Annotated in this window: 21 protein-coding genes; 14 read left to right on the top strand and 7 right to left on the bottom strand. The window is 70.9% G+C overall.

Annotated features, from left to right (window positions below):
• The first annotated feature begins 6 nt into the window (after window positions 1-6).
• Together ABZ342_RS06395 and ABZ342_RS06390 are read left to right on the top strand one after the other, a co-directional pair.
• Complete coding sequence (locus ABZ342_RS06395; RefSeq protein WP_360469369.1) at window positions 7-1,644, top strand: acyl-CoA carboxylase subunit beta; 1,638 nt, start codon at window positions 7-9, stop codon at window positions 1,642-1,644.
• Window positions 1,641-1,859 (top strand): acyl-CoA carboxylase subunit epsilon, encoded by a 219-nt coding sequence (locus ABZ342_RS06390; RefSeq protein ID WP_360469366.1) that lies wholly within the window; start codon window positions 1,641-1,643, stop codon window positions 1,857-1,859. Before ABZ342_RS06395 ends, ABZ342_RS06390 begins: the two co-directional genes overlap by 4 nt.
• 4 nt (window positions 1,860-1,863) lie before the next feature.
• Here ABZ342_RS06390 and ABZ342_RS06385 read toward each other — a convergent pair whose 3' ends face one another.
• The 4 genes from ABZ342_RS06385 to ABZ342_RS06370 form a co-directional block, all read right to left on the bottom strand.
• A complete protein-coding gene (locus ABZ342_RS06385) occupies window positions 1,864-2,322 on the bottom strand; it encodes a MarR family transcriptional regulator (RefSeq protein WP_155549086.1) in 459 nt (152 codons plus the stop codon).
• A 9-nt stretch (window positions 2,323-2,331) separates the two neighbouring features.
• Entirely contained in the window at window positions 2,332-3,225 is an 894-nt protein-coding gene (locus ABZ342_RS06380) for an LLM class flavin-dependent oxidoreductase (protein ID WP_360469363.1), read from the bottom strand.
• Window positions 3,226-3,311: 86 nt separating this feature from the next.
• The gene (locus ABZ342_RS06375; protein ID WP_360469360.1) at window positions 3,312-3,650 is read right to left on the bottom strand and encodes a hypothetical protein; all 339 of its coding nucleotides are present in this window, start codon (window positions 3,648-3,650) and stop codon (window positions 3,312-3,314) included.
• 1 nt (window position 3,651) lies between these two features.
• The gene (locus tag ABZ342_RS06370) at window positions 3,652-4,275 is read right to left on the bottom strand and encodes a nucleotidyltransferase domain-containing protein (RefSeq protein WP_360469357.1); all 624 of its coding nucleotides are present in this window, start codon (window positions 4,273-4,275) and stop codon (window positions 3,652-3,654) included.
• Between the two features lie 403 nt (window positions 4,276-4,678).
• Here ABZ342_RS06370 and ABZ342_RS06365 point away from each other — a divergent pair, with 403 nt between their 5' ends.
• From ABZ342_RS06365 to ABZ342_RS06355, 3 genes are all read left to right on the top strand, one after another.
• Complete coding sequence (locus ABZ342_RS06365; RefSeq protein ID WP_360469354.1) at window positions 4,679-6,250, top strand: TROVE domain-containing protein; 1,572 nt, start codon at window positions 4,679-4,681, stop codon at window positions 6,248-6,250.
• A 151-nt stretch (window positions 6,251-6,401) separates the two neighbouring features.
• Window positions 6,402-7,028 (top strand): PadR family transcriptional regulator, encoded by a 627-nt coding sequence (locus ABZ342_RS06360; protein ID WP_155549084.1) that lies wholly within the window; start codon window positions 6,402-6,404, stop codon window positions 7,026-7,028.
• Entirely contained in the window at window positions 7,009-8,622 is a 1,614-nt protein-coding gene (locus tag ABZ342_RS06355; RefSeq protein ID WP_360469350.1) for a DHA2 family efflux MFS transporter permease subunit, read from the top strand. The genes ABZ342_RS06360 and ABZ342_RS06355 overlap by 20 nt, the downstream gene beginning before the upstream one ends.
• A 64-nt stretch (window positions 8,623-8,686) precedes the next feature.
• Here ABZ342_RS06355 and ABZ342_RS06350 read toward each other — a convergent pair whose 3' ends face one another.
• A complete protein-coding gene (locus tag ABZ342_RS06350) occupies window positions 8,687-8,815 on the bottom strand; it encodes a hypothetical protein (RefSeq protein ID WP_360469347.1) in 129 nt (42 codons plus the stop codon).
• Window positions 8,816-8,931: 116 nt separating this feature from the next.
• On the opposite strand from ABZ342_RS06350, the gene ABZ342_RS06345 reads away from it, so the two are divergent.
• Together ABZ342_RS06345 and ABZ342_RS06340 are read left to right on the top strand one after the other, a co-directional pair.
• On the top strand, window positions 8,932-9,561 hold the full coding sequence (locus ABZ342_RS06345; protein WP_360469344.1) for a nucleoside triphosphate pyrophosphatase: 630 nt from the start codon (window positions 8,932-8,934) through the stop codon (window positions 9,559-9,561).
• Between the two features lie 99 nt (window positions 9,562-9,660).
• Window positions 9,661-11,013, top strand: coding sequence for a dicarboxylate/amino acid:cation symporter (locus ABZ342_RS06340; protein WP_360469341.1), 1,353 nt, complete (start codon window positions 9,661-9,663; stop codon window positions 11,011-11,013).
• 54 nt (window positions 11,014-11,067) lie between these two features.
• On the opposite strand, the gene ABZ342_RS06335 is transcribed toward ABZ342_RS06340, so the two are convergent.
• The gene (locus ABZ342_RS06335) at window positions 11,068-11,790 is read right to left on the bottom strand and encodes a hypothetical protein (protein WP_360469338.1); all 723 of its coding nucleotides are present in this window, start codon (window positions 11,788-11,790) and stop codon (window positions 11,068-11,070) included.
• 130 nt (window positions 11,791-11,920) lie between these two features.
• On the opposite strand from ABZ342_RS06335, the gene ABZ342_RS06330 reads away from it, so the two are divergent.
• The 7 genes from ABZ342_RS06330 (at window position 11,921) to ABZ342_RS06300 (ending at window position 17,962) form a co-directional block, all read left to right on the top strand.
• Window positions 11,921-12,196 (top strand): SAV_915 family protein, encoded by a 276-nt coding sequence (locus tag ABZ342_RS06330; RefSeq protein WP_086673790.1) that lies wholly within the window; start codon window positions 11,921-11,923, stop codon window positions 12,194-12,196.
• 106 nt (window positions 12,197-12,302) lie between these two features.
• Entirely contained in the window at window positions 12,303-14,096 is a 1,794-nt protein-coding gene (locus ABZ342_RS06325; protein ID WP_155549078.1) for an acetyl/propionyl/methylcrotonyl-CoA carboxylase subunit alpha, read from the top strand.
• Between the two features lie 58 nt (window positions 14,097-14,154).
• Complete coding sequence (locus ABZ342_RS06320) at window positions 14,155-14,715, top strand: DUF1707 domain-containing protein (protein ID WP_155549077.1); 561 nt, start codon at window positions 14,155-14,157, stop codon at window positions 14,713-14,715.
• A 6-nt stretch (window positions 14,716-14,721) separates the two neighbouring features.
• Window positions 14,722-15,111 carry a DUF1707 domain-containing protein gene (locus ABZ342_RS06315; protein WP_360469333.1) on the top strand — a complete coding sequence of 130 codons (390 nt, stop codon included), beginning with the start codon at window positions 14,722-14,724 and terminating at the stop codon, window positions 15,109-15,111.
• Between the two features lie 22 nt (window positions 15,112-15,133).
• Window positions 15,134-16,288 carry a sensor histidine kinase gene (locus ABZ342_RS06310; protein WP_360469751.1) on the top strand — a complete coding sequence of 385 codons (1,155 nt, stop codon included), beginning with the start codon at window positions 15,134-15,136 and terminating at the stop codon, window positions 16,286-16,288.
• 76 nt (window positions 16,289-16,364) lie between these two features.
• The gene (locus ABZ342_RS06305) at window positions 16,365-17,372 is read left to right on the top strand and encodes a hypothetical protein (protein WP_360469330.1); all 1,008 of its coding nucleotides are present in this window, start codon (window positions 16,365-16,367) and stop codon (window positions 17,370-17,372) included.
• A gap of 59 nt (window positions 17,373-17,431) precedes the next feature.
• Complete coding sequence (locus tag ABZ342_RS06300; RefSeq protein ID WP_360469327.1) at window positions 17,432-17,962, top strand: GNAT family N-acetyltransferase; 531 nt, start codon at window positions 17,432-17,434, stop codon at window positions 17,960-17,962.
• A gap of 834 nt (window positions 17,963-18,796) precedes the next feature.
• Here ABZ342_RS06300 and ABZ342_RS06295 read toward each other — a convergent pair.
• Complete coding sequence (locus tag ABZ342_RS06295) at window positions 18,797-20,530, bottom strand: glycerol-3-phosphate dehydrogenase/oxidase (protein WP_155549073.1); 1,734 nt, start codon at window positions 20,528-20,530, stop codon at window positions 18,797-18,799.
• Window positions 20,531-20,757 lie beyond the last annotated feature (227 nt).

Here is a 20,757-nt window from a genome sequence, read left to right as displayed (position 1 = left end):
CGTGGCATGAGCAGTGCGACGGAGCCGCTCGGGACGCCGCCCGAGGATGAACCGGACATCCACACCACGGCGGGCAAGCTGGCCGACCTCTATCGCCGTTATGACGAGGCCGTGCACGCCGGCTCGGCTCGTGCGGTGGAGAAGCAGCACGCCAAGGGCAAGAAAACCGCGCGGGAACGCATCGAGCTGCTGCTCGACGAGAACTCGTTCGTGGAGCTCGACGAGCTGGCCCGGCACCGCTCGACCAACTTCGGGCAGGAGAAGAACCGACCCTACGGCGACGGCGTCGTCACCGGGTACGGCACCGTCGACGGCCGCCCGATCTGCGTGTTCAGCCAGGACGTCACCGTCTTCGGCGGCAGCCTCGGCGAGGTCTACGGCGAGAAGATCGTCAAGGTCATGGACCTGGCCATCAAGACCGGCCGCCCGATCGTCGGCATCAACGAAGGTGGCGGCGCGCGCATCCAGGAAGGCGTCGTCTCGCTCGGCCTCTACGGCGAGATCTTCCGGCGCAACGTGCAGGCGTCCGGCGTCATCCCGCAGATCTCGCTGATCATGGGCGCGAACGCGGGCGGGCACGTCTACTCCCCCGCGCTCACCGACTTCGTGGTGATGGTCGACGAGACCTCGCAGATGTTCATCACCGGCCCGGACGTCGTCAAGACGGTCACCGGCGAGGACGTCACCTTCGAGGAGCTCGGCGGCGGCCGCACCCACAACACGAAGTCCGGCGTCGCGCACTACCTGGGCAACGACGACGAAGACGCCATCGCCTACGTCAAGGAACTGCTCTCCTACCTGCCGCAGAACAACCTCTCCGACGCGCCGGTCTTCGAACCGTCCGACGCGCCGGCCGGGTTCTTCGACAACGTCACGGACGCCGACCGTGAGCTCGACACGCTCATCCCGGACTCCCCGAACACGCCGTACGACATGCACGAGGTCATCAACCGCGTGGTCGACGACGGCGAGTTCCTCGAGGTCCACGAGCTCTTCGCGCCGAACATCCTGGTCGGCTTCGGCCGCGTCGACGGCCAAAGCGTCGGCGTCGTCGCCAACCAGCCGACGCAGTTCGCCGGCTGCCTCGACATCGACGCGTCCGAGAAGGCCGCGCGGTTCGTCCGCACCTGCGACGCGTTCAACATCCCGGTGCTCACCTTCGTCGACGTCCCGGGCTTCCTCCCGGGCACCGACCAGGAGTGGAACGGCATCATCCGCCGCGGCGCGAAGCTGATCTTCGCCTACGCGGAAGCCACGGTCCCGCTGGTCACGATCATCACGCGCAAGGCGTACGGCGGCGCGTACGACGTCATGGGCTCCAAGCACCTCGGCGCCGACATAAACCTCGCCTGGCCGACCGCGCAGGTCGCGGTGATGGGCGCCCAGGGCGCGGCGAACATCGTCCACCGCAAGACGCTGGCGAACGCGGCCAACGAGGGCAAGGACGTCGACGCCCTGCGCGCCGAGCTGATCCAGGAGTACGAGGACACGCTGCTCAACCCGTACGCGGCGGCTGAGCGGGGATATGTCGACTCGGTGATCGTGCCGGCGCACACCCGCGGGCACGTCGCGCGGGCGCTGTCGCTGCTGCGCAACAAGCGGGAGTCGCTGCCGCCCAAGAAGCACGGGAACATCCCGCTGTGAGCAGCGACGAGAAGCCCCTGCTGAGGGTGGTCCGCGGAAATCCGAGCGACGCCGAGCTGGCCGCGCTGACGGCGGTCGTCGCCGCGGCGTCGGCCGCGAAGGCGCCGGAGAAGCCGAAGCCGCGTACGTCGTGGTGGGGCGATCACGCCGCTTCGCTGCGTAAGCCGCTTCATCCCGGCGAAGGCGCTTGGCGCGCTTCGGGTTTCCCCAGCTGACTCCTCAGCGCTGAACGGCGTCCAGGAACACCGTCGGGACCTCGTTCTCGCGGACGACCCGCCCCAGCAACGCCGCCAGCCGGTCGCGGTCCGGACCACTCCAGCCCGCGGCCAGGTCGTCGACTCGCCGGCACGTCGCCGCGTAGAAGTCCTCCGCCAGTTCGCGGCCTTCCTCGGTCAGCACGACCTGGACCGCGCGGCGATCGTCCGGGTCGGGCTCGCGGCGCACCAGCTCGCGCCGGACCGCGCGGTCGACGAGGCCCGTCAGGCTGGACTTCTCGAGGCCGAGCGTCGCGCCGAGGTCGCCCATGCCGTACGGACGGCCCATCAGCACGCACAGCAGCTGGCCCTGCGGCACGGTCAGCCCGTACTCTCGCGCCGACTCGGCGTAGACGGCGTTCACCAGGAACGACGCCCGCACGAGCCCGGCCACCACGCCGAGGTCCTCCCCGTGTTTCCCCATCGCGCCAGCCTACTTCGCGACGGCTTCCCGTACGGCGGGCACGATCTCCCGGGCCCAGCGCGCGGCGCTCGTCTCGTCGGGCGTGCTGCCCCCGGGCCCGAACAGCACGAACCCGGCGGCACCGTGCTCCAGGACCGCGCCGGTCAGCTCCTCGATCCACTGGTCCGGCGAGCCGCCGATCCAGCGCCCGTCGTCGGCGCGGGTGTTCTTGAGCGCCTCGGTCGTGATGCGGCCGGGGAAGTTGTAGACGGTGACGATGTCGCCGGGATCGCGGCCTGCGTCGACGGCGGCCTGGTCGATCACCGGTCGTGAGGTGCGGTAGCGCTCGCTGAGCCAGTCGGCGGCGCGGCCGGGCATCCACCCGTCGGCGACGCGCCCGGTAACGGCCAGCGACTTCGGCCCGACGGACCCGGTCCACACCGGCGGCATCGCTTCCTCGGCCGGTTCGAGGTTCGTGACCTGGTGGAACTCGCCGTCGAAAGTCACCGGTTCCCCGCCCCCGCCGAGCATCTTGACGAGCCGGACGCCCTCCTCGAAGGCGCGGACGGCCTGCCCCGGCGTCAGCTTGGTGAACCCGAGCCGCGCGATGTCGTCCCAGAGCCCGCCGACCCCCATCCCGAGCACGATCCGCCCGCCGGTCAGCGCGCTCAGCGACGTGATCGTGCGAGCGAGCATCGACGCGGGGCGCGTCGGCAGGTTGGTGACGCTGACCAGGCCGGAGATCCGTTCGGTGCGTCCCAGAAGGACCCCGATCTCGGCGTACGCGTCGAGGCGGTCGGCGTAGTACGGGTGATCGGACACGGTGAGCAGGTCGAGCCCGGCCTGGTCGGCCTGTACGGCGAGCTTCAGGGTCCCGGGTACGGCGGCGACCGCGGTGGACACGCCGATGCCGAAGTAAGTCATGATTCCTCCCAGTTTTAGTTCGTTCTACGAACTTACTATACATAGTTCCTAGCACGAACTAACTCGGCTTCGTCGGGCTGAGAGTCCTAGCTCGCCGCGCGCCGGCGGGCTTGCATGACGAGCGCCTCGGCGTTCCGACCGGCTCGCTTGAACTCGTCCGCAGTAGCCGAGGTGTGGCTGTAGCCCGCCTTGGTCTTCAAGCCCAGCAAGGCGCGAAGGGCACGGCTCGCCTCCACGTCCACCTTCGCCAAGAGCTGGACCGCATCGTCGTGCTTCTCGCCTTGCGCATGCTCGCCGAGACCGGCACAGCACAGCGCGTCGGCGGCGGCGATTCCCGCGTGCACGCAAAGGGCCACTTCCCAGAACTGCTCCGCCTTCGCGAGGCGACCACGCAGCACGTCGGGACTGCATCTCTTCGTGCGCACTTCAGCTCTTTCTCTTGCGAACCTGCCCGGCCAGCCAGGCGTGGCGACCGGCCACGGTGAGGCCGTCCCGCAGCACGTCGCTCAGCACCGGCTCGTCGGGGCCCCGTGCCGCGACCTCGGCCACAGTGAATTCGAGAATCCGGGCGTCATTGCCCGTCCACCGGGAAACATCGGCAGCCAACCCGTCGACCTGAAGGGCCCAGCGATCTTCATTCGCCTCGTCCGGCCGAACCAGGAGCAGGTCGATGTCACTGTCGACCATCATGGAGCCCCGGGCGGCCGATCCGAACACCGCGGCGTACTTCGGCCGCGACTGCCAAGACTCCAAAGTGGATTCGATCCGCTCCAGCAGCCTCCCTCGCAGGCCCGCCAGCCCGGTGATGTGCTCTGCGGCGAGATGGTCGCGGTTGAACCGGTACGCGAAGGCGTTGCCGACCCGGTCAGAGTGCACGACGCCCTGCCGGACAAGACGCTGGAGAACCTTCCGGATTCCCTCTTCCGAGTGCTTGCCCAGCACGCGGTGCAGTTGCCCGGTCGTGAACGTCCCGTCGAAGCCGGCCAGGACGGCGAGCACATCGCCGTCCAGAGTCGGAGTCACCGTGGCCAGCGGCCTGTTCAGCTCCATCGCCCTCACCTGTATTTTAGTACGTCTATACCAACTATAGTATGGGTTAGTCCCTGCCGGAAATTGATTTCCGCTACCCCGGCGCGACGGCTAACGTAGTTCTCGCCCGGTGCGGCGGTGAGGGTTACTTCTCTGGTATCCCATGGGTTCGAATCCCGAAAGCCTTCACCACTTCGATCTCGGGCACGCACTCCCGGTGCGAGCACGATCTCGGGAGCCGCGGCCACACCGATGTCCGGTGCGCAGGCGAGGGTTACTTCCTTGTAGTGGGCAGGTCGGGGGTTCGAATCCCTCCCGGGCCACTCGGTCCGGTAGCTCAGCTCGGCAGAGCAGCAACGTACCTTCACCGACTTCGAACTCGGGCATCGCGGTGGCCGCGGCTCCCCCATCACGAGGGGGAGAAATGAGCAAGTTCAACGCCGCGACCTCGCCGGTCCGCGGTGAGGCCACGGCTTCCGCCGTCACCCACGAGGGTGGCGCCGGCTACGCGCGCGACGCCCGGTCCGAGCTTTTCCTGCTCGCCGTCACCAACATGGTCGGCGAACACACCTTCTACGAGTCCGCCGGCGCGCGCGACACCCACTACACCTCGCTCGTCCACGCCGCGACCCTCGAGGATCCACAGTGGACGGCCCGGTTCCTGCGCTGGCTGCGCACCGAGGCGAACCTGCGCACCGCGTCGCTCGTCGGCGCGGCCGAGTTCGCCAAGGCGCGCCGCGATGCCGGGCTCGACGGGCTCGGCCGTCAGGTCGTCGCCGACGTCCTGCAGCGGGCCGACGAGCCCGGGGAGCTGCTCGCCTACTGGACTTCCGTGCACGGCAGGAACATCCCGAAGCCGGTCAAGCGTGGCGTGGCCGACGCGGCGCCGAAGCTCTACGACGAGCGCGCGTACGTCAAGTGGGACTCGGCCGCGCGGGCGTTCCGGTTCGCGGACGTCCTCGAGCTGACGCACCCGGCCAGCCGTGACGCCGCCCAGGGCGCGCTGTTCAAGCACGTCCTCGACGAGCGGCACTCCCGCGGGAACCCGCTGCCGGACGCGCTCGAAGTCCTGCGCGCCCGCGCCGAGCTGATGGCGTGGGACGTCCCGCGCCGTCGCGAGCTGTTCGGGCAGCCGGACGCCGCGGACGTCCTCCGCGCGGCGGGCATGACGTGGGAGTCGGTCGCCGGCTGGCTGCAGGGCCCGCTCGACGCGCGCGTCTGGGAAGCCCTGATCCCGTCGATGGGCTACATGGCGCTCCTCCGGAACCTGCGCAACTTCGACCAGGCCGGTATCTCGGACGAGGTCGCGCAGCGGGTCGCCGCGCGGCTGGCCGACCCGGCGCAGGTCGCGAAGTCGCGGCAGCTGCCGATGCGGTTCCTGTCGGCCCACCGCGCCGCGCCGTCGCCGCGGTGGACGTGGGCGCTGGAGCAGGCGATCGCGCATTCGCTGGCGAACGTGCCGGAGCTGCCGGGCCGGACGCTCGTGCTCGTCGACACCTCGGCGTCGATGAACATGGGCTTCAGCAAGGACGGCACGCTGAAGCGCTGGGACGCGGCCGCGGTGTTCGGCCTCGCACTGGGCCGCCGGTGCGCGAGCGCCGACGTCGTGTCGTTCTCGGACGGCTTCCTCCTGGGCGGCGCGCACACCAAGGTGTTCAAGCTGCGGCCGGGCGGGTCGCTGCTGAGCGACGTCGAGCGCTGGAAGTCCCGCGGGTACTTCCTCGGCGGCGGCACGAACACGGCGGCCGCGGTGAAGCGGCACTTCGCCCGGCACGACCGCGTCGTCATCCTCACCGACGAGCAGGCCGGCGGCGGCGACGTCGGACGGTCACTGCCCGCGCACGTGCCGCTGTACACGTGGAACCTGGCCGGCTACCGGTTCGGCCACGCGTCGTCCGGCAGCGGGCACCGGCACACGTTCGGCGGCCTCACCGACCAGGGGTTCCGGATGATTCCCCTGCTCGAGGCGGGCGAGAACGCCGACTGGCCGTTCTGAGAGAAGCGGCGGAGGCCCCCATGACGGGATCATGGGGGCCTCCGTGCTGTGTACGGACCGTCACAGAAGTGAGCATGGACGGCCGCTTAGTCTGCGCCGTATAGTCCACGTGGAATAAACGACCTGGAGTCATCCGAAGGGACTAACGATCATGGCCTCGGCCAAGCTGACCCCGCTCGGCCTCGCCGTGCTGGAGCTGCTCCACGAGAAGCCCATGCACCCGTACGAGATGGCCTCGCTCATGCGCGAGCGGTACGTCAGCACCCGCGTCAACGTGAAGGCCGGGTCGCTCTACCACACCGTGGAACGCCTGCAGCGCAACGGTTTCATCGAGGTCGTCGACACGCAGCGCGACGGCAGGCGGCCCGAACGGACCGTCTACGGCATGACCCAGGCCGGCCTGGACGAGTTCAACCAGCGCGGCCGCGAGCTGCTGGGCGACCTCGCTGACGAGTTCCCCGCGTACCTCTCCGGCCTCGCCGTGATCGACGAGCTCGGCAAGGAGACGTCGCTGCTGGAGCTCGAACACCGGATCACCCGGCTGCGCGCCGGCGTCGCGGCCGACGAGGCGGTGCTACAGCGCCTCGCCGAGGACCGGACGCCGCCGATCTACTGGCTCGACTGGCAGTACAAGTGCGACCAGCGGAAGTTCGAGCTCGAGTGGACCGTGCGCCTGCACGAAGAACTGAGGTCCGGACGGATCCCGTTCCAGGACTGCGAACAACCGAAGCTCACGCTCATCACCGAGGAAGACGACGATGAACGCAAGACAAGCTAACCCGTGGGCGGCGCTCGGCGCGCTGTGCCTCGGCTTCTTCATGATCCTGCTCGACACGACGATCGTGTCGATCGCGATCCCGACCATGCTGCGCGAGCTGAACGCCGGGCTGAACTCCGTCGTCTGGGTGATCAGCGTCTACCTGCTGACCTACGCCGTGCCGATGCTGTTCACCAGCCGCCTCGGCGACCGCTTCGGCCCGAAGCGGGTGTTCCTCGCCGGGCTGGTCGTGTTCACCGGCGCGTCGCTGTGGTGCGGCCTGTCCGGCAACGTCGAGATGCTGATCGCCGCGCGTGCCGTCCAGGGCATCGGCGCCGCGCTGATGACGCCGCAGACGCTGGCGTTCATCACGCACCTGTTCCCGCCGGCCAAGCGCGGCCCGGCGATGGGCATGTGGGGCGGCGTCGCCGGCCTGGCGACGATCACCGGCCCGCTGCTCGGCGGTGTGCTCGTCGACCACCTCGGCTGGGAGTGGATCTTCTACGTCAACGTGCCGATCGGCGTGGTCGCCATCGTCATGACGCTGGTGCTGGTGCCGGACTGGCAGCCGAAGCACTCGCACTCGTTCGACGTGATCGGCATCCTGCTCTCGAGCGCGGCGCTGCTGTTCATCGTGTTCGGCGTGCAGAACGGCCAGCAGTACGACTGGGGCACCGTCTGGGGCGGGATCACGGTGTTCGAGATCATCGGTGCCGGCGTGCTGCTGTTGATCGCGTTCGTGGTGTGGCAGCGGGTCAACAAGCGCGAGCCGCTGCTGCCGCTGCAGGTCTTCTCGAACCGCAACTTCTCGGCGGGCACGCTCACGGCGACGACGGTCGGCTTCGCGATGACCGGCATGTTCCTGCCGCTGGTGATCTACATCCAGTCGGTGCTCGGCCTGACCCCGACGATGGCGGGCCTGCTGACCGCGCCGATGTCGCTGCTGTCGGGGATCGTGGCGCCGTTCGTCGGGAACCTGTCCGACAAGGTGAACGGCAAGTACCTCGTGATGTTCGGCCTGGGGTCGCTGGCCGCGGGACTCGGGGTCATCGCGCTGCAGGCGTCGCCGGACAGCAGCCCGTGGAGCTTCATCCCGGCGTTGCTGCTGTGCGGTCTCGGCATCGGCTGCATCTTCTCGCCGATGAGCAACATGACGATGGGGTCGGTGGAACCCCGGCTGGCCGGGACGGCGTCGGGGATCTTCAACACGTCCCGCCAGGTCGGCGGCGTGCTCGGCTCCGCGGCGATCGGCGTGCTGCTGCAGGCCCAGGTGAGCTCGTCCATCGCGGACGAAGCGGCGAAGGCGGCCTCGCAGCTGCCGGAGCAGTACCGGGCGCCGTTCGCGGAAGGCATCGCGAAGGCCGCGGCGAGCACCGGCGAGTTCGGGTCGGCCGGCGGGCCGTCGCCGATGCCGGGGCTGCCCGCGGAGGTCGCCGCGCAGGCGGGCCGGCTCGCTTCCGACGCTGTCCACAGTGGACTGACGGACGCCGCGCGGGTGACGATGCTGCTGCCGATGGCGGTGCTGCTGCTCGGCGTGCTTTCGGCCGCCATGCTGCGGAAGGTGAAGCCGCGCTGGGAAACCCAGGCGCCGGCGCCCGAAGCCGCCACCGCTTGAGAACCGTGCGAGCCTCCGGGTGTCGGGGTGCCCGGAGGCTCGCACGAACCGCGAGAGCGGTTGTCTAGCGGGCGGCCTTCGACACCGAGGCCGAGTCCGCCCGGATGGTCGCCCGGCCCTTCGTCGCGCGGATCCTCGTCCACAGCGACCGCGGCCTGGTGGCTGACGTCGATTCCGTGACCCGGACGGTCATCGGTCACCTCCGCGTCTTCCCGGCGCCATATGTTGCGAGCAACAACAAACTAACTCCGCATCCGGGTGGCGCCGGTCACAATTCGGTTACGGCAGGCGTCCGGGTACCTTCACGCTGTGCAGTTCGTCCTCGCCTCCCAGTCCCCCGCCCGGCTCGCCCTCCTGCGTTCCGCCGGTCTCGATCCGGCCGTGTTCGTCTCCGGCGTCGACGAGGACGCCGTCGCCGCCTCGCTGACCGATCCAGCACCGTCGGAGCTGGTCGCCGCCCTCGCCGCGGCCAAGGCCGAAGCCGTCCTCGACCAGGTCGCCGCGGCCCACCCGGACGCCGTCGTCGTCGCCTGCGACTCGATGCTGAACATCGGCGGGCAGATGGTCGGCAAACCGGCGAACCCGGACATCGCGCGGCAGCGCTGGGCCGCGATGGCGGGGTCATCCGGTGAACTCCTCACCGGCCACGCGGTCGTCCGGCTCGACGGCGGCACGCGCGCCAAGGACACCAGCGGCTGGGAGTCGACGACCGTCCGGTTCGGCACGCCGAGCGCGGCGGAGATCGACGCCTACATCGCGACCGGCGAGCCGCTGCACGTGGCCGGCGGCTTCACGATCGACGGCCTGGGCAGCTGGTTCGTCGACGGGCTCGACGGCGGCCACACGAGCGTCATCGGCATCAGCCTCCCGCTGACGCGCCGGCTGCTCGCCGAGGTCGGCGTGAGTGTCGTGGATCTCTGGCGACCTCCCGCATCCTGAGAAGAGCGCCACACCAACGGGTGATCCGGAAGAGTCTCGTCTTGCCTAACGTTCTCTTGACGAGGCAATACAGAAACTTTCGAGTACCGGAGTAGCCCCGTGTCTTTTGTACGGACATACACCAAACCGCGGGTCTTCGCGGCCGCGGTTCTCGGCTCGCTCGTCGTCGGCGCCCTCCTGGGCGTCCTCGCGCGGCAGACCGGAGCCGGCTGGCTGACCGATCTCCTCGACCAGATCGGCACCATCTTCACGACCCTGCTGCAGATCGCGGTGATCCCGCTGGTCTTCACGGCGATCGTGGTCGGCATCAACAGCCTCCGGAAGCTCGGCGGCGGCCGCACCGCCGCGCGCCTCGGCGGCAAGACGGTCATGTGGTTCGCCATCACCTCGTTCATCGCGTCGCTGATCGGCATCGCGGTCGGCCGGATCTTCAACCCGGGTTCGGGCGGCCTCGGCGGCGTCACGGCGACCGCCAAGAACGCGGACAAAGCCGCCGCCAGCGTCGACCACTGGGGTTCGTGGGACGCCTTCGTCAACGGGCTGCTGCCGGAGAACTTCGTGAAAGCGTTCTCCGACGGCGAGACGCTGCAGGTGCTGTTCCTCGCGCTGGTCATCGGCGCGGCCGCGTACAGCCTGGGTGACAAGGCGAAGCCGTTCGTGGACTTCACGACGAGCGTCTTCGAGATCATCCAGCGCTACCTCGGCTGGATCGTCCGGCTGGCCCCGATCGGCATCATCGGCCTGATCGGCGCGGCGGTCTCCAACTACGGCGACGCGCTGTTCCGGCCGCTGTTCTCCACCACGCTCGCGGTGTACGTCGGCTGCCTGCTCGTGCTGTTCGTCGTCTACCCGATCCTGCTGCGGTTCGTGGCGAAGGTCAGCCCGCTGAAGTTCTTCGCCAAGGCGGGCACGGCGATCCAGTTCGCGTTCGCCTCGCAGTCCTCGGCCGCGACACTGCCGCTGACCCGCCAGTCCGCCGTGAACCTCGGCGTCCAGCCGGCGTACGCGGCCTTCGCGACCCCGCTCGGCAGCGCGACGAAGATGGACGGCTGCGCGGCGGTGTTCCCGGCGATCGCGGCGATCTTCGTCGCCAACCTGGCCGGGGTGTCGCTGAACTTCTGGCAGTACGTGGGCATCGTCGTGGTCGCCGTGGTCGGCGCACTGGCGACGGCCGGCACCACGGGCTGGCTGACGGCGTTCACGCTGACGACGTCGTTCATCGGCCTCGACGCGAAGCAGGTGGCGCTCGGCCTGGCGCTGATCTACTCGGTCAACCCGATCATGGACATGATGCGCACGGCGACGAACGTGGCCGGCCAGATCGTGGTCCCGGTGGTCGTGGCCCGCGGCGAGGGTCTCCTCGACGAGGAGGTCCTGAACGCCCCGACGGACCGTCCGCAGCACAGCGACGAGGGCACCGAGGCCCGGCACACGGAACCCGCCCCCGCCTGACCCGCGAGTCCGCGAAGGCCGCCTCGAGAAGCTTCGAGGCGGCCTTCGCGTCGTTCAGGACGGGCAGGTGCGCAGGTCGGTGCGCGTGAGGCGGATGTCCGGCCACCCGCGCAGGTCCGACGGCGCCGTGTACCGGCGCGTGCAGCCGACCGACTTGCCCGTCAGGTCGTACACCTGGCCCAGCACCGGGGCCGCGTCGCACTTCGCCGTGCCCGAGTCCGCGCCGCGGCAGTCGTGGCGGACCACGATCACGTCCGGGCGGCCGTCGGCCGTGACGTCGTAGAGCGAAAGCGTTCCCGCGTCCGCGAAGTACGGCTTGCCCGGCGCGCGCCACACCCCGCCGCTCGCGACGAGCAGCTCGCCGTACGCCGCCTTGCCCTCGCTGCCGACGTCGCCGCGGACCAGGCACGTCGGCGCCGCGCCGTCGATGCAGCGCAGCGAGTTCTGGTCCAGCCGCACGCCCAGCTGGGCGATCGACAGCTCGAACACCGTGCCCGGCTCGGGTCCGACGCGCACCCGCGCCGATCCGCCCGCCGCGTCGGTCAGCAGCACCACCGGGGTGCCGCCGACCGTCATCGCCGCCAGCTGGCGGCACGGGCCGCCGCCGCACGTCACCACCGGGGACACCGGGGCGGCCGCGGGCTCGGCCGCGCCGGCGGGTTCCGCCGGCCGCGGCCGGAGCAGGAACACCGCGGCGATCGCGCCGACGGTCACCACCGCGGCCAGCACCGCGGTGAGCAGCGCCGACCGAGGCGTGCGCGCCGCCGAAGTCCGCATGGGACAGAGCGTAAGCCGCCTCGCGACTGTGTGTGGGCAGCGGCCCGGCGGGGTGTGGCCGAAATCCCCCGGCCGTGGACCCCGCGGAGGCACCCCGTGCTCGCGGAGCGTGTCCGTCTATGTTGTCCGGGTGACGAACCCGAACCTTCCCCCCGCCCTCTACCTGCCGACCGGACCGGCCAGCGCCGAGACCGAAGGCGCGTCGATCGAGCTGCGCCGCACGCCGGACGGCCGCACCGCCCTGGTCGCGTTCACCGCGCTCGACCGGCTGATCGACTGCTGCGGCGAGCACCAGCCGTGGGTGCTGGTGAACACCGAGCACCTGCCGAAGGTCCACGCGGCGAACCCCTACGACGTCATCGTGCTGGACTCGCCGCTGCCCCAGGAGCTGCGGCACCACGTCTGAGCGTGGTTCAGCTCTCACTCAAGGGACTCGCGACGGCATATCCGTAGACTTCCCCGTACCGCGTGAGCGGTCAGCAATGCAGCTGTCGGGACGCAGGAGGTGCGGGGTGGCCGAGCAGGTCGGCGAATCCACCGGTGGTCCGGTGACGAGGGTCCTGGTCGCCAACCGGGGCGAGATCGCGGTACGCGTGATCAGAGCCGCCAAGGACGCTGGACTGACCAGCGTCGCGGTGTACGCCGATCCGGACCGCGACGCACCGCACGTGCGCCTGGCCGACGAGGCGTTCGCGCTCGGCGGGAGCACGGCCGCCGAGAGCTACCTGAACTTCGACAAGCTCCTCGACGCCGCCAAGCGCTCGGGCGCCGACTCGGTGCACCCGGGCTACGGTTTCCTCTCCGAGAACGCGGACTTCGCCCAGGCCGTCCTCGACGCCGGGCTGACCTGGATCGGGCCGAGCCCGCAGGCCATCCGCGACCTCGGCGACAAGGTCACCGCCCGCCACATCGCGCTGCGCGCGGGCGCGCCGCTGGTGCCGGGCACGAAGGAGCCGGCCAAGGACGCCGACGAGATCGTCGCGTTCGCCGACGAGTACGGCCTGCCGGTGGCCATCAAGGCCGCGTTCGGCGGCGGTGGCCGCGGCCTCAAGGTGGCGCGCACCCGCGAAGAGATCCCCGAGCTGTTCGAGTCGGCGACGCGCGAGGCCGTGGCCGCGTTCGGCCGCGGCGAGTGCTTCGTCGAGCGCTACCTGGACAAGCCGCGCCACGTCGAGGCGCAGGTGCTGGCCGACCAGCACGGGAACGCCATCGTCGTCGGCACCCGCGACTGCTCGCTGCAGCGACGGCACCAGAAGCTCGTCGAGGAGGCGCCCGCGCCGTTCCTGAGCGACGAGCAGCGCAAGCGCATCCACGAGTCGGCGAAGGCGATCTGCAAGGAAGCCGGCTACTACGGCGCCGGCACGGTCGAGTACCTCGTCGCCACCGACGGCACCATCTCCTTCCTCGAGGTCAACACGCGCCTGCAGGTCGAGCACCCGGTCTCGGAGGAGACCACCGGCCTCGACCTCGTCCGCGAGATGTTCCGCATCGCGCGCGGCGAGAAGCTGCGGATCACCGAGGACCCCGAGCCGCGCGGTCACTCGATCGAGTTCCGCATCAACGGCGAGGACGCCGGCCGCGGCTTCCTGCCCGCGCCGGGCACGGTGACGAAGTTCGTCGCGCCGAGCGGCCCCGGCGTGCGCGTCGACTCGGGTGTCGAGTCCGGCAGCGTGATCGGCGGCCAGTTCGACTCGATGCTGGCGAAGCTGATCGTCACCGGCTCCGACCGGAACAACGCCCTCGAACGCAGCCGCCGCGCGCTCGACGAGATGGTCGTCGAGGGCATGGCGACGGTGCTGCCGTTCGACCGCGTGATCGTGAACGACCCCGCGTTCATCGGCGACGAGAACGGCTTCAGCGTGCACACGCGCTGGATCGAGACGGAGTTCGACAACAAGATCGAGCCGTTCGTCGCGCCGGACGTCGAGGCCGCTGAAGAAGAGCCACGGCAGAACGTCGTCGTCGAGGTCGGCGGGCGGCGCCTGGAAGTGTCGCTGCCGGGCGGGTTCGCGCTCGAAGGCGGCGGCGGGGGCGGTACGGCCGTCAAGGCGAAGCCGCGCAAGCGCGCCGGTGGTGGCAAGGCCGCGGTCAGCGGTGACGCCGTCACCGCGCCGATGCAGGGCACCATCGTGAAGGTCGCCGTCGAAGAGGGCCAGACGGTCGAAGCCGGTGAGCTGATCGTCGTCCTCGAGGCGATGAAGATGGAGAACCCGGTCACCGCACACAAAGCGGGCACGGTCACCGGCCTTTCGGTCGAGGTCGGCGCCGCCGTGACGCAGGGCACGCAGCTTCTCGAGATCAAGTAGCGCAGTTCGTTACCGATGTCGTGGTGGGCCGCCCCCGAGGCGGCCTACCATCGACCAGGTGACCGAAGTCCCGTCTCCGCAGCTGCGGATCAGCGACCAGAACCGCGAGTCCGCGCTGTCCGCGCTCGGTGAGCACATGAGCGCGGGGCGGATCGACATCGACGAGTACGGCGAGCGCTCGGCGCGGATCACCGCGGCCAAGACGCGGGGCGAGCTCGTCGAGATCTTCGCGGACCTGCCCGCGCCACACCCCCGCTACGACGACGCACCGCAGGCCGTCGCGGCCCCCGGACCGGCGTCGGAGGCCCAGCCCGCGCCCCGGCAACCGGGTGCGCCGGTCGGCTGGAGCGGAGGACAACGGTTCGTCGCCGCGTTCCTCCCGCTGGTCTGGATCGCGACGATCGCGCTGATCGCCACCGGCGTCGTGCACGGGACCCTGATCCTCGTCCCGATCGGGCTGAGCATCTTCGGCCGGTCGATGTGGGGTCACGCCGGGCACGACCAGCACCACGCCCACCACGACCACGGGGACCGCCGCGAGCGGCACCTGCGCGACCGGGACCGGCGGCGCGAGCTGCGCGACTCCTACCGCGACCACCGGCGTGGCCTGGACCGCTGATCCACCGTGGGCGACATGCGGTTGAGCGACGACGAACGCCAGGACGCCCTGGACGTCCTCGAGGAGCACGTCCGGTCGGGGCGGCTGGACATCGACGAATACGGCACCCGGTCCGCGAAGGTCACCGCGGCCAAGCGGGTCAGCGAGCTCGTGCCGCTGTTCGACGACCTGCCTTCGCCGCGCCCGAGCGCGCTGCTCAACGGGGCGTCCGCGCCCCCGGTGCCGGTGATGTCCGGCGACAGCGCGCTGCAGCAGTTCCTGATCCGCGGCGCGGTCCCGATCGCGATCGTCCTCGCGGTCGCGGTGCTCATCCTGTCCCGCGGCCGGCTGTTGATCATCTCGGTGGCGCTGCCGCTGGTGGTCGCGATGATCGCCGGGGCCCGCCGCCGGCGCTGAGCCTGCGAGAATCACGGCCGTGATGGGCGTGGTGCCGGGCGCGCTGGACGCCCGAGGCGAACGGGTGGCGGGGCCGATCTTCACCGGCGTCGGCCTCGCCGGGCTCGCGGCGTGCGTGATCTGGGGGCCCGGGATCCGGGGTGCCACGCTCGCCGTCGTCGTGGCCGCGGCGGTGTGGGTGCCGCTGCTGATCCCGCTGTTCCCGCACCGGCGCACGCACCCGTGGCTCGCCGCCGGCTACTACGCGGGCGTGCTCGCGGCCGCCACCGTGCTGGTGGCGCGCGACGACACCTTCATGGGCTTCGCGTCCTTCGGCTACCCGCTCGCCTTCGTGCTCTTCCCGGCGCGCTGGGGGTTCTTCGCGGTGGCCGCGACGGCGACGGTGCCGCTGCTGGCGGCGAACTCGGATTCGCCGAGCCCGACGTGGGTGCTGGTCCTGTCGATGGCCGGGCCGCTGCTGTACGCCGCGTGGTTCGTCGGGGCGGAGAGCGAGCAACGGCGGAAGGCGACCGTCCGGCTGGAAGCGGCGCTCGAGGAGAACGCGGACCTGCACGCGCGGCTGGTCACCCAGGCGCGGGAGGCCGGCGTCCTCGACGAGCGGCAGCGGATGGCCCGCGAAATCCACGACACCCTCGCCCAGGGCCTGACCGGGATCGTCACGCAGCTGCAGGCCGCCGACGGCCCGGACCGCGACCGGCGGGTGGAGCGGGCTCACGCGCTCGCCCGGGAGAGCCTCGGCGAAGCGCGTCGCGCGGTGCAGGCGCTGCGGCCGGAGCCGTTGGCCGCGGCCCAGCTGCCGGAAGCGCTTTCCCGGCTGGCCGACCGGGTCTCCGCGACGTCCGGGGTGTCGGTGCGCGTGGAGACCACCGGCGACGCCCGGCCCCTGCTGCCCGACCTGGAGGAGACGCTTTACCGCGTCGCGCAGGAGGCGCTGGCGAACGCGGAGAAGCACGCGAAGGCGTCCCGGATCGCGGTGACACTGTCCTATTCGGACGATCTGGTGCTGCTCGACGTCGTCGACGACGGCGCCGGCTTCCGGCCCGGCGACCGCGGCGACGGCACCGGGTTCGGGCTGGAGGCGATGCGGCAGCGCGTCCGCCGGGTGGCGGGGACGCTGTCGATCGAGAGCACCCCGGGCGGCGGCACGGCCGTCAGCGCGCAGGTCCCCGCGCTCTGAGATTGCTCCGTTCGCCGGGCAACCGGTTCCCCTCGCCGGACGTGGACCGTCCGCAGGTCGGGGGAAAGGGGACAAGATGAAGAAGACGTGGTTGCGGGCGGGGGTGCTCGCCACCGTGGCGATCGCCGTCACCGCGCTGGGGGTTCCCGCGGACGCCGCGGCGGTCCGCATTCCGTGGCGGCCGACGGTGCTGCCGTTGCCGCCCGGCGCGGGCGCGGGCAACATCACCGGGTCGGACGGCAAGGGCGAGTACACCGGCACGTTCCGGGTCAACGACGTCACCCAGGTCGTGAGCTGGCGCAACGGGCAGCCGTTCTTGCGTGGCGTGCCGGACGGGTACGAGCGGGTCGACGCCAACGACGAAAACTCGTCCGGCGTCGTGGTCGGCACGATCCACGACTACCAGACCATGACCAGCCGGACCTACACCCTGGACGAGTCGTGGTACCACATCAAGGACAACCCGGCGGGCTACCGGGAAGTGACCGGCGTCGCGATCAACACGCGCGGCGATGTGCTGGGTGAGGCGTACGAGCCCGGGGTGCCCCGGGCCATCGTCCTGTGGCGGGCCGACGGCAGCGCGCCGGTGGTCATCCCGGAGACCGGGGACGTCTCGAGCCCGCGCGACCTGGACGACGACGGCACGATCCTGCTGAGCACCGGCACCGGCTCGGCGCTGTGGAAGGACGGCGTCCTGCGGAAGCTCACGCCGAGCCCGTCCGGACAGGCCGAGGGGTCCGCGATCCGCAACGGAGTCGTCGTCGGGTGGCGCCTGTGGGGCGGCAACCAGGCGGCCCGGTGGTCCACGCCGGACGGGACGACCGGGCTGGAGGGCGGCGGCATCGCCGTGGACATCAACAAGGCCGGGTTGACCGTGGGCATGGTGCCCACGCCGTCAGGGCCGCAGATCTACGGCAACGCGGTGGTGTGGCGCGGCACGGTCCCGGGCGTGGTCCAGGGCCCCAGCGGCTATTCGACGTTCCGGGCCCAGGTCGCGGCCGACGACGGCACGCTCGCGGGCTACGCGTCGAACGACGCGACCCCCGACAGCGGGGTGCCGGTGATCTGGCGCTTGACGCCGTGATCCGGCCTTGATCGCCGGGCCGGGGGCGGCGCGCTCCCGGCCTGGCTAGGCTGGGCGGAGTGGAACCGGTGGAGATCAACGCGGGCACGTACTACTTGCGCCAGCTGCGCGCGGACCGGCACATCGACGACCGGCCGCCGCTGATGGAGGCGTTCGCCGACCCGACGCACCGCAAGTACGTGCTGAACTACCGCTTGCGCACCCTCGACGAGGCAACGGAGTACGTAGCGCTGCGAGCGGCCCAGTGGGCGGGCGACGAGCGCTGTTCGTGGGCGATCGCGGAGCCGACGTCGGGCAGGCTGCTGGGCGAGGTGGGCCTACGCGAGCTGGACCTTTCCGCGGCGTACGCGGAGGCGACGATCTGGGTTCACCCGACCGAGCGAGGCAAGGGCATCGCGACAACGGCGTTGAACGCGGCTTTGCGTTTCGGTTTCGGTGGCCTGGGGCTGACGGAGGTGAGCTACCGCTACGAGGAGAGCAACACGGCATCGGCAATCGTGGCGGAGCGCTGCGGGTTCACCCTGGTGGGCCCAGAGCCATCCCCAGCCCCGACCGGCGAGCGCCTGATCCGCTGGCACCGGACTTCCTGAGCAGCGGGGCCCGGACTCCCGGAGAACATCCCCCGCCGCTCGGCGGTTTCCAGGGGTGGTTGCCACACCTGAGTGTCCGAACGGGATCGAGATCGTGCCCCGGGCCGGCTGTCGCGGGGCCCTGATCAGCGTGGCCGGGCGTTGACCGCCGAGGGAGTGGCCTGGTGGAAGCGGGGACAGGAAGCGCCGCCGCGGGTCGGGGTCAATCACCGGACCGCGAAACGCTGGCGAGCCGAGGCGACCCGGGCCGCGACACCGGTGGTGCCGGCGGAGGTGCCCTAGCGGTTCTTGAGCCCGGACGAACGGATCAGGATCGCTGACCGGGTCCACGAGCCCGGGTCTCGCTGCGGGTGATCGCTGGCGCCGGCCGGTGTCGACGATCAGCCGGGAACTGGACCGCAACCGGCAACCCGACGGGACCGACCTCCTGCACACCGCGCACGGAGATGGCCACGGCCCGCCCGGCCCGGCTGCGGACCGGCCGTGTCCAGCGCCGGCCGCACGTGCGGCCGGATCAACGGCGGCCGCGGATGGCCACCCCGATGGTGCTGATGCGACCGCCCCGACCGAAGCCGCGGACCGGGCGGTGCCCGGCCGCTGGGAAGGCAACCTGATCATGGGCGCCCACGACCGCTCCGCGATCGGCCGAACGCACGACACAGTTACCCAACGACAACCAGCAGCAGCGGGGCCCGGACTCCCGAAAACATCCCCCGCCGCTCCCAGGGGGGGCGTCCCCTTGGCCAGTCTATCGGCGCCCTCGGACGGAACTCGTCCGAAAGCGCCCGGCGGCGCGGCTTGTCCACAACTCGCAGGGGCTGGGGACAACCCCTCTCAGCTCACCGGCTCCACGATGCCCGCCCGGGCCTCCGGGGCCGCCGATCGCAGGGCGTCCGCCGCTTCGTCGCTCGGCTGGGACTGGGACTCGCGCTCCGCCTCCACCCGTGCGTTGTAGACCTCGATCTCCCGCTTCACCGTTTCGGGTGACCAGCCGAGGACCTCGCCGACCAAGGCCGCCACCTGCTCCGCGCACTCCACCCCGCGGTGGGCGTACTCGATCGAGATGCGGGTCCGGCGGGCCAGGACGTCCTCCAAGTGCAGCGCCCCCTCGTGCGAAGCCGCGTACACCACCTCGACGCCCAGGTAGTCCGGCGCGTGCTCGATCGGCTTCAGCAGCTCCGGACGACCGCTTGCCGAGGCCAGGACCTCGTTGACCAGCGACCCGTAGCGATCCAGCAGGTGACGGACCCGGTACGGGTGCAGGCCGTGCTCGGCGGCCAGGTGGTCGGCCTGGTTGACCAGCGCGTGGTAACCGTCCGCGCCGATCAGGGGCACCTTGTCCGTGATCGACGGCTGCGAGCGGCCCGGGAGGTCGACCGCCGCCGCGTCGACCGCGTCCGCCGCCATCACCCGGTACGTCGTGTACTTGCCGCCCGCGATCGCGACCAGGCCCGGCGCCACCCGTGCCACCGCGTGCTCGCGCGAAAGCTTCGAAGTCTCTTCGCTCTCCCCCGCCAGCAACGGGCGGAGGCCCGCGTACACGCCTTCGATGTCGTCGTGCGTCAGCGGGGTCGCCAGGACGCTGTTGACGTGCTCCAGCAGGTAGTCGATGTCGTGCTTCGTCGCCGCCGGGTGCGCCAGGTCGAGGTTCCAGTCCGTGTCCGTCGTCCCGACGATCCAGTGGTTCCGCCACGGGATCACGAACAGCACCGACTTCTCGGTGCGCAGGATCATCCCCGACTCCGAGACGATCCGGTCGCGCGGCACGACGATGTGCACGCCCTTGCTGGCGCGCACGCGGAACCGCCCGCGGCCGCCCGACAGGCGCTGCAGCTCGTCGGTCCAGACGCCGGTGCAGTTGATCACCGCGGCCGCCGAGATCTCCGTCTCGCGGCCGTCCTCGACGTCGCGCACGCGCACGCCGGACACCCGGTCGGCCTCGCGCAGGAACCCGACGACCTGGGTCGACGTCCGCACGACCGCGCCGTAGTGCGCCGCCGTCCTGGCCACCGTCATCGTGTGGCGGGCGTCGTCGGACTGCGCGTCGTAGTAGCGGATCCCGCCGATCAGCGCGGACCGCTTGAGCGCCGGCACCATCCGCAGCGCGCCCGCACGAGTGAGGTGCTTCTGGCCCGGGACGCTCTTGGCGCCGCCCATCGTGTCGTACATCAGCAGGCCCGCCGCGGTGTACGGCCGTTCCCACACGCGGTGCGTCAGCGGGTAGAGAAAGCTGACCGGCTTCACCAGATGGGGTGCGATCGTCGTGAGCATCAGCTCACGTTCGCGCAGCGCCTCCCGGACCAGGCCGAACTCGAGCTGTTCCAGGTAGCGCAGGCCGCCGTGGAAGAGCTTGCTCGACCGGCTCGACGTCCCCGAAGCGAGGTCGCGGGCTTCGACGAGCGCGACCCGCAGCCCGCGCGTCGCGGCGTCGAGCGCCGTTCCCGCGCCGACCACGCCGCCGCCGATGACGACGAGGTCGAAGGTCTCGTTGCCGAGCCGCTGCCAGGTCTCTTCGCGCTTGACCGGGCCCAGTCGAGCCGGGTTCGTCTCCGCTGCGTGCTGCGCCACGTGACATTCCTCCTCGGTGCCGGCGAGGGTTCCAGCATCGCACGACCTGGTGATCCTCCGCCCGTCCACGGATGACACTTGTGGCGTAACCCTCCGCGATCTTGCTGCGCTTCCACCTGCGTTCGGGTCGGATCTTGAAAAGATTCGGCTGGCCGGAGCTTGGAATCCGCTTCTACGCCCCGGTAACGTCGCGCGGACGTGGGTCGGCAACGGTGCCGTGGCACGCC

Origin of the sequence: Amycolatopsis sp. NPDC005961 (assembly GCF_040629235.1) — a bacterium.
Lineage (GTDB): Bacteria > Actinomycetota > Actinomycetes > Mycobacteriales > Pseudonocardiaceae > Amycolatopsis > Amycolatopsis camponoti.
The sequence above is the reverse complement of the archived record's forward strand: the minus strand, read 5'-3'. Positions and strand labels throughout refer to the sequence as shown.

What these genes read in the sequence shown, in the direction of transcription:
- ABZ342_RS06395 (WP_360469369.1), top strand. Translation starts at nt 7, where the DNA reads ATGAGCAGTGCGACGGAGCCGCTCGGGACGCCGCCCGAGGATGAACCG.
- ABZ342_RS06385 (WP_155549086.1), bottom strand. Translation starts at nt 2,322, where the DNA reads ATGGGGAAACACGGGGAGGACCTCGGCGTGGTGGCCGGGCTCGTGCGG.
- ABZ342_RS06380 (WP_360469363.1), bottom strand. Translation starts at nt 3,225, where the DNA reads ATGACTTACTTCGGCATCGGCGTGTCCACCGCGGTCGCCGCCGTACCC.
- ABZ342_RS06370 (WP_360469357.1), bottom strand. Translation starts at nt 4,275, where the DNA reads ATGGAGCTGAACAGGCCGCTGGCCACGGTGACTCCGACTCTGGACGGC.
- ABZ342_RS06365 (WP_360469354.1), top strand. Translation starts at nt 4,679, where the DNA reads ATGAGCAAGTTCAACGCCGCGACCTCGCCGGTCCGCGGTGAGGCCACG.
- ABZ342_RS06360 (WP_155549084.1), top strand. Translation starts at nt 6,402, where the DNA reads ATGGCCTCGGCCAAGCTGACCCCGCTCGGCCTCGCCGTGCTGGAGCTG.
- ABZ342_RS06355 (WP_360469350.1), top strand. Translation starts at nt 7,009, where the DNA reads ATGAACGCAAGACAAGCTAACCCGTGGGCGGCGCTCGGCGCGCTGTGC.
- ABZ342_RS06350 (WP_360469347.1), bottom strand. Translation starts at nt 8,815, where the DNA reads ATGACCGTCCGGGTCACGGAATCGACGTCAGCCACCAGGCCGCGGTCG.
- ABZ342_RS06335 (WP_360469338.1), bottom strand. Translation starts at nt 11,790, where the DNA reads ATGCGGACTTCGGCGGCGCGCACGCCTCGGTCGGCGCTGCTCACCGCG.
- ABZ342_RS06310 (WP_360469751.1), top strand. Translation starts at nt 15,134, where the DNA reads ATGGGCGTGGTGCCGGGCGCGCTGGACGCCCGAGGCGAACGGGTGGCG.
- ABZ342_RS06305 (WP_360469330.1), top strand. Translation starts at nt 16,365, where the DNA reads ATGAAGAAGACGTGGTTGCGGGCGGGGGTGCTCGCCACCGTGGCGATC.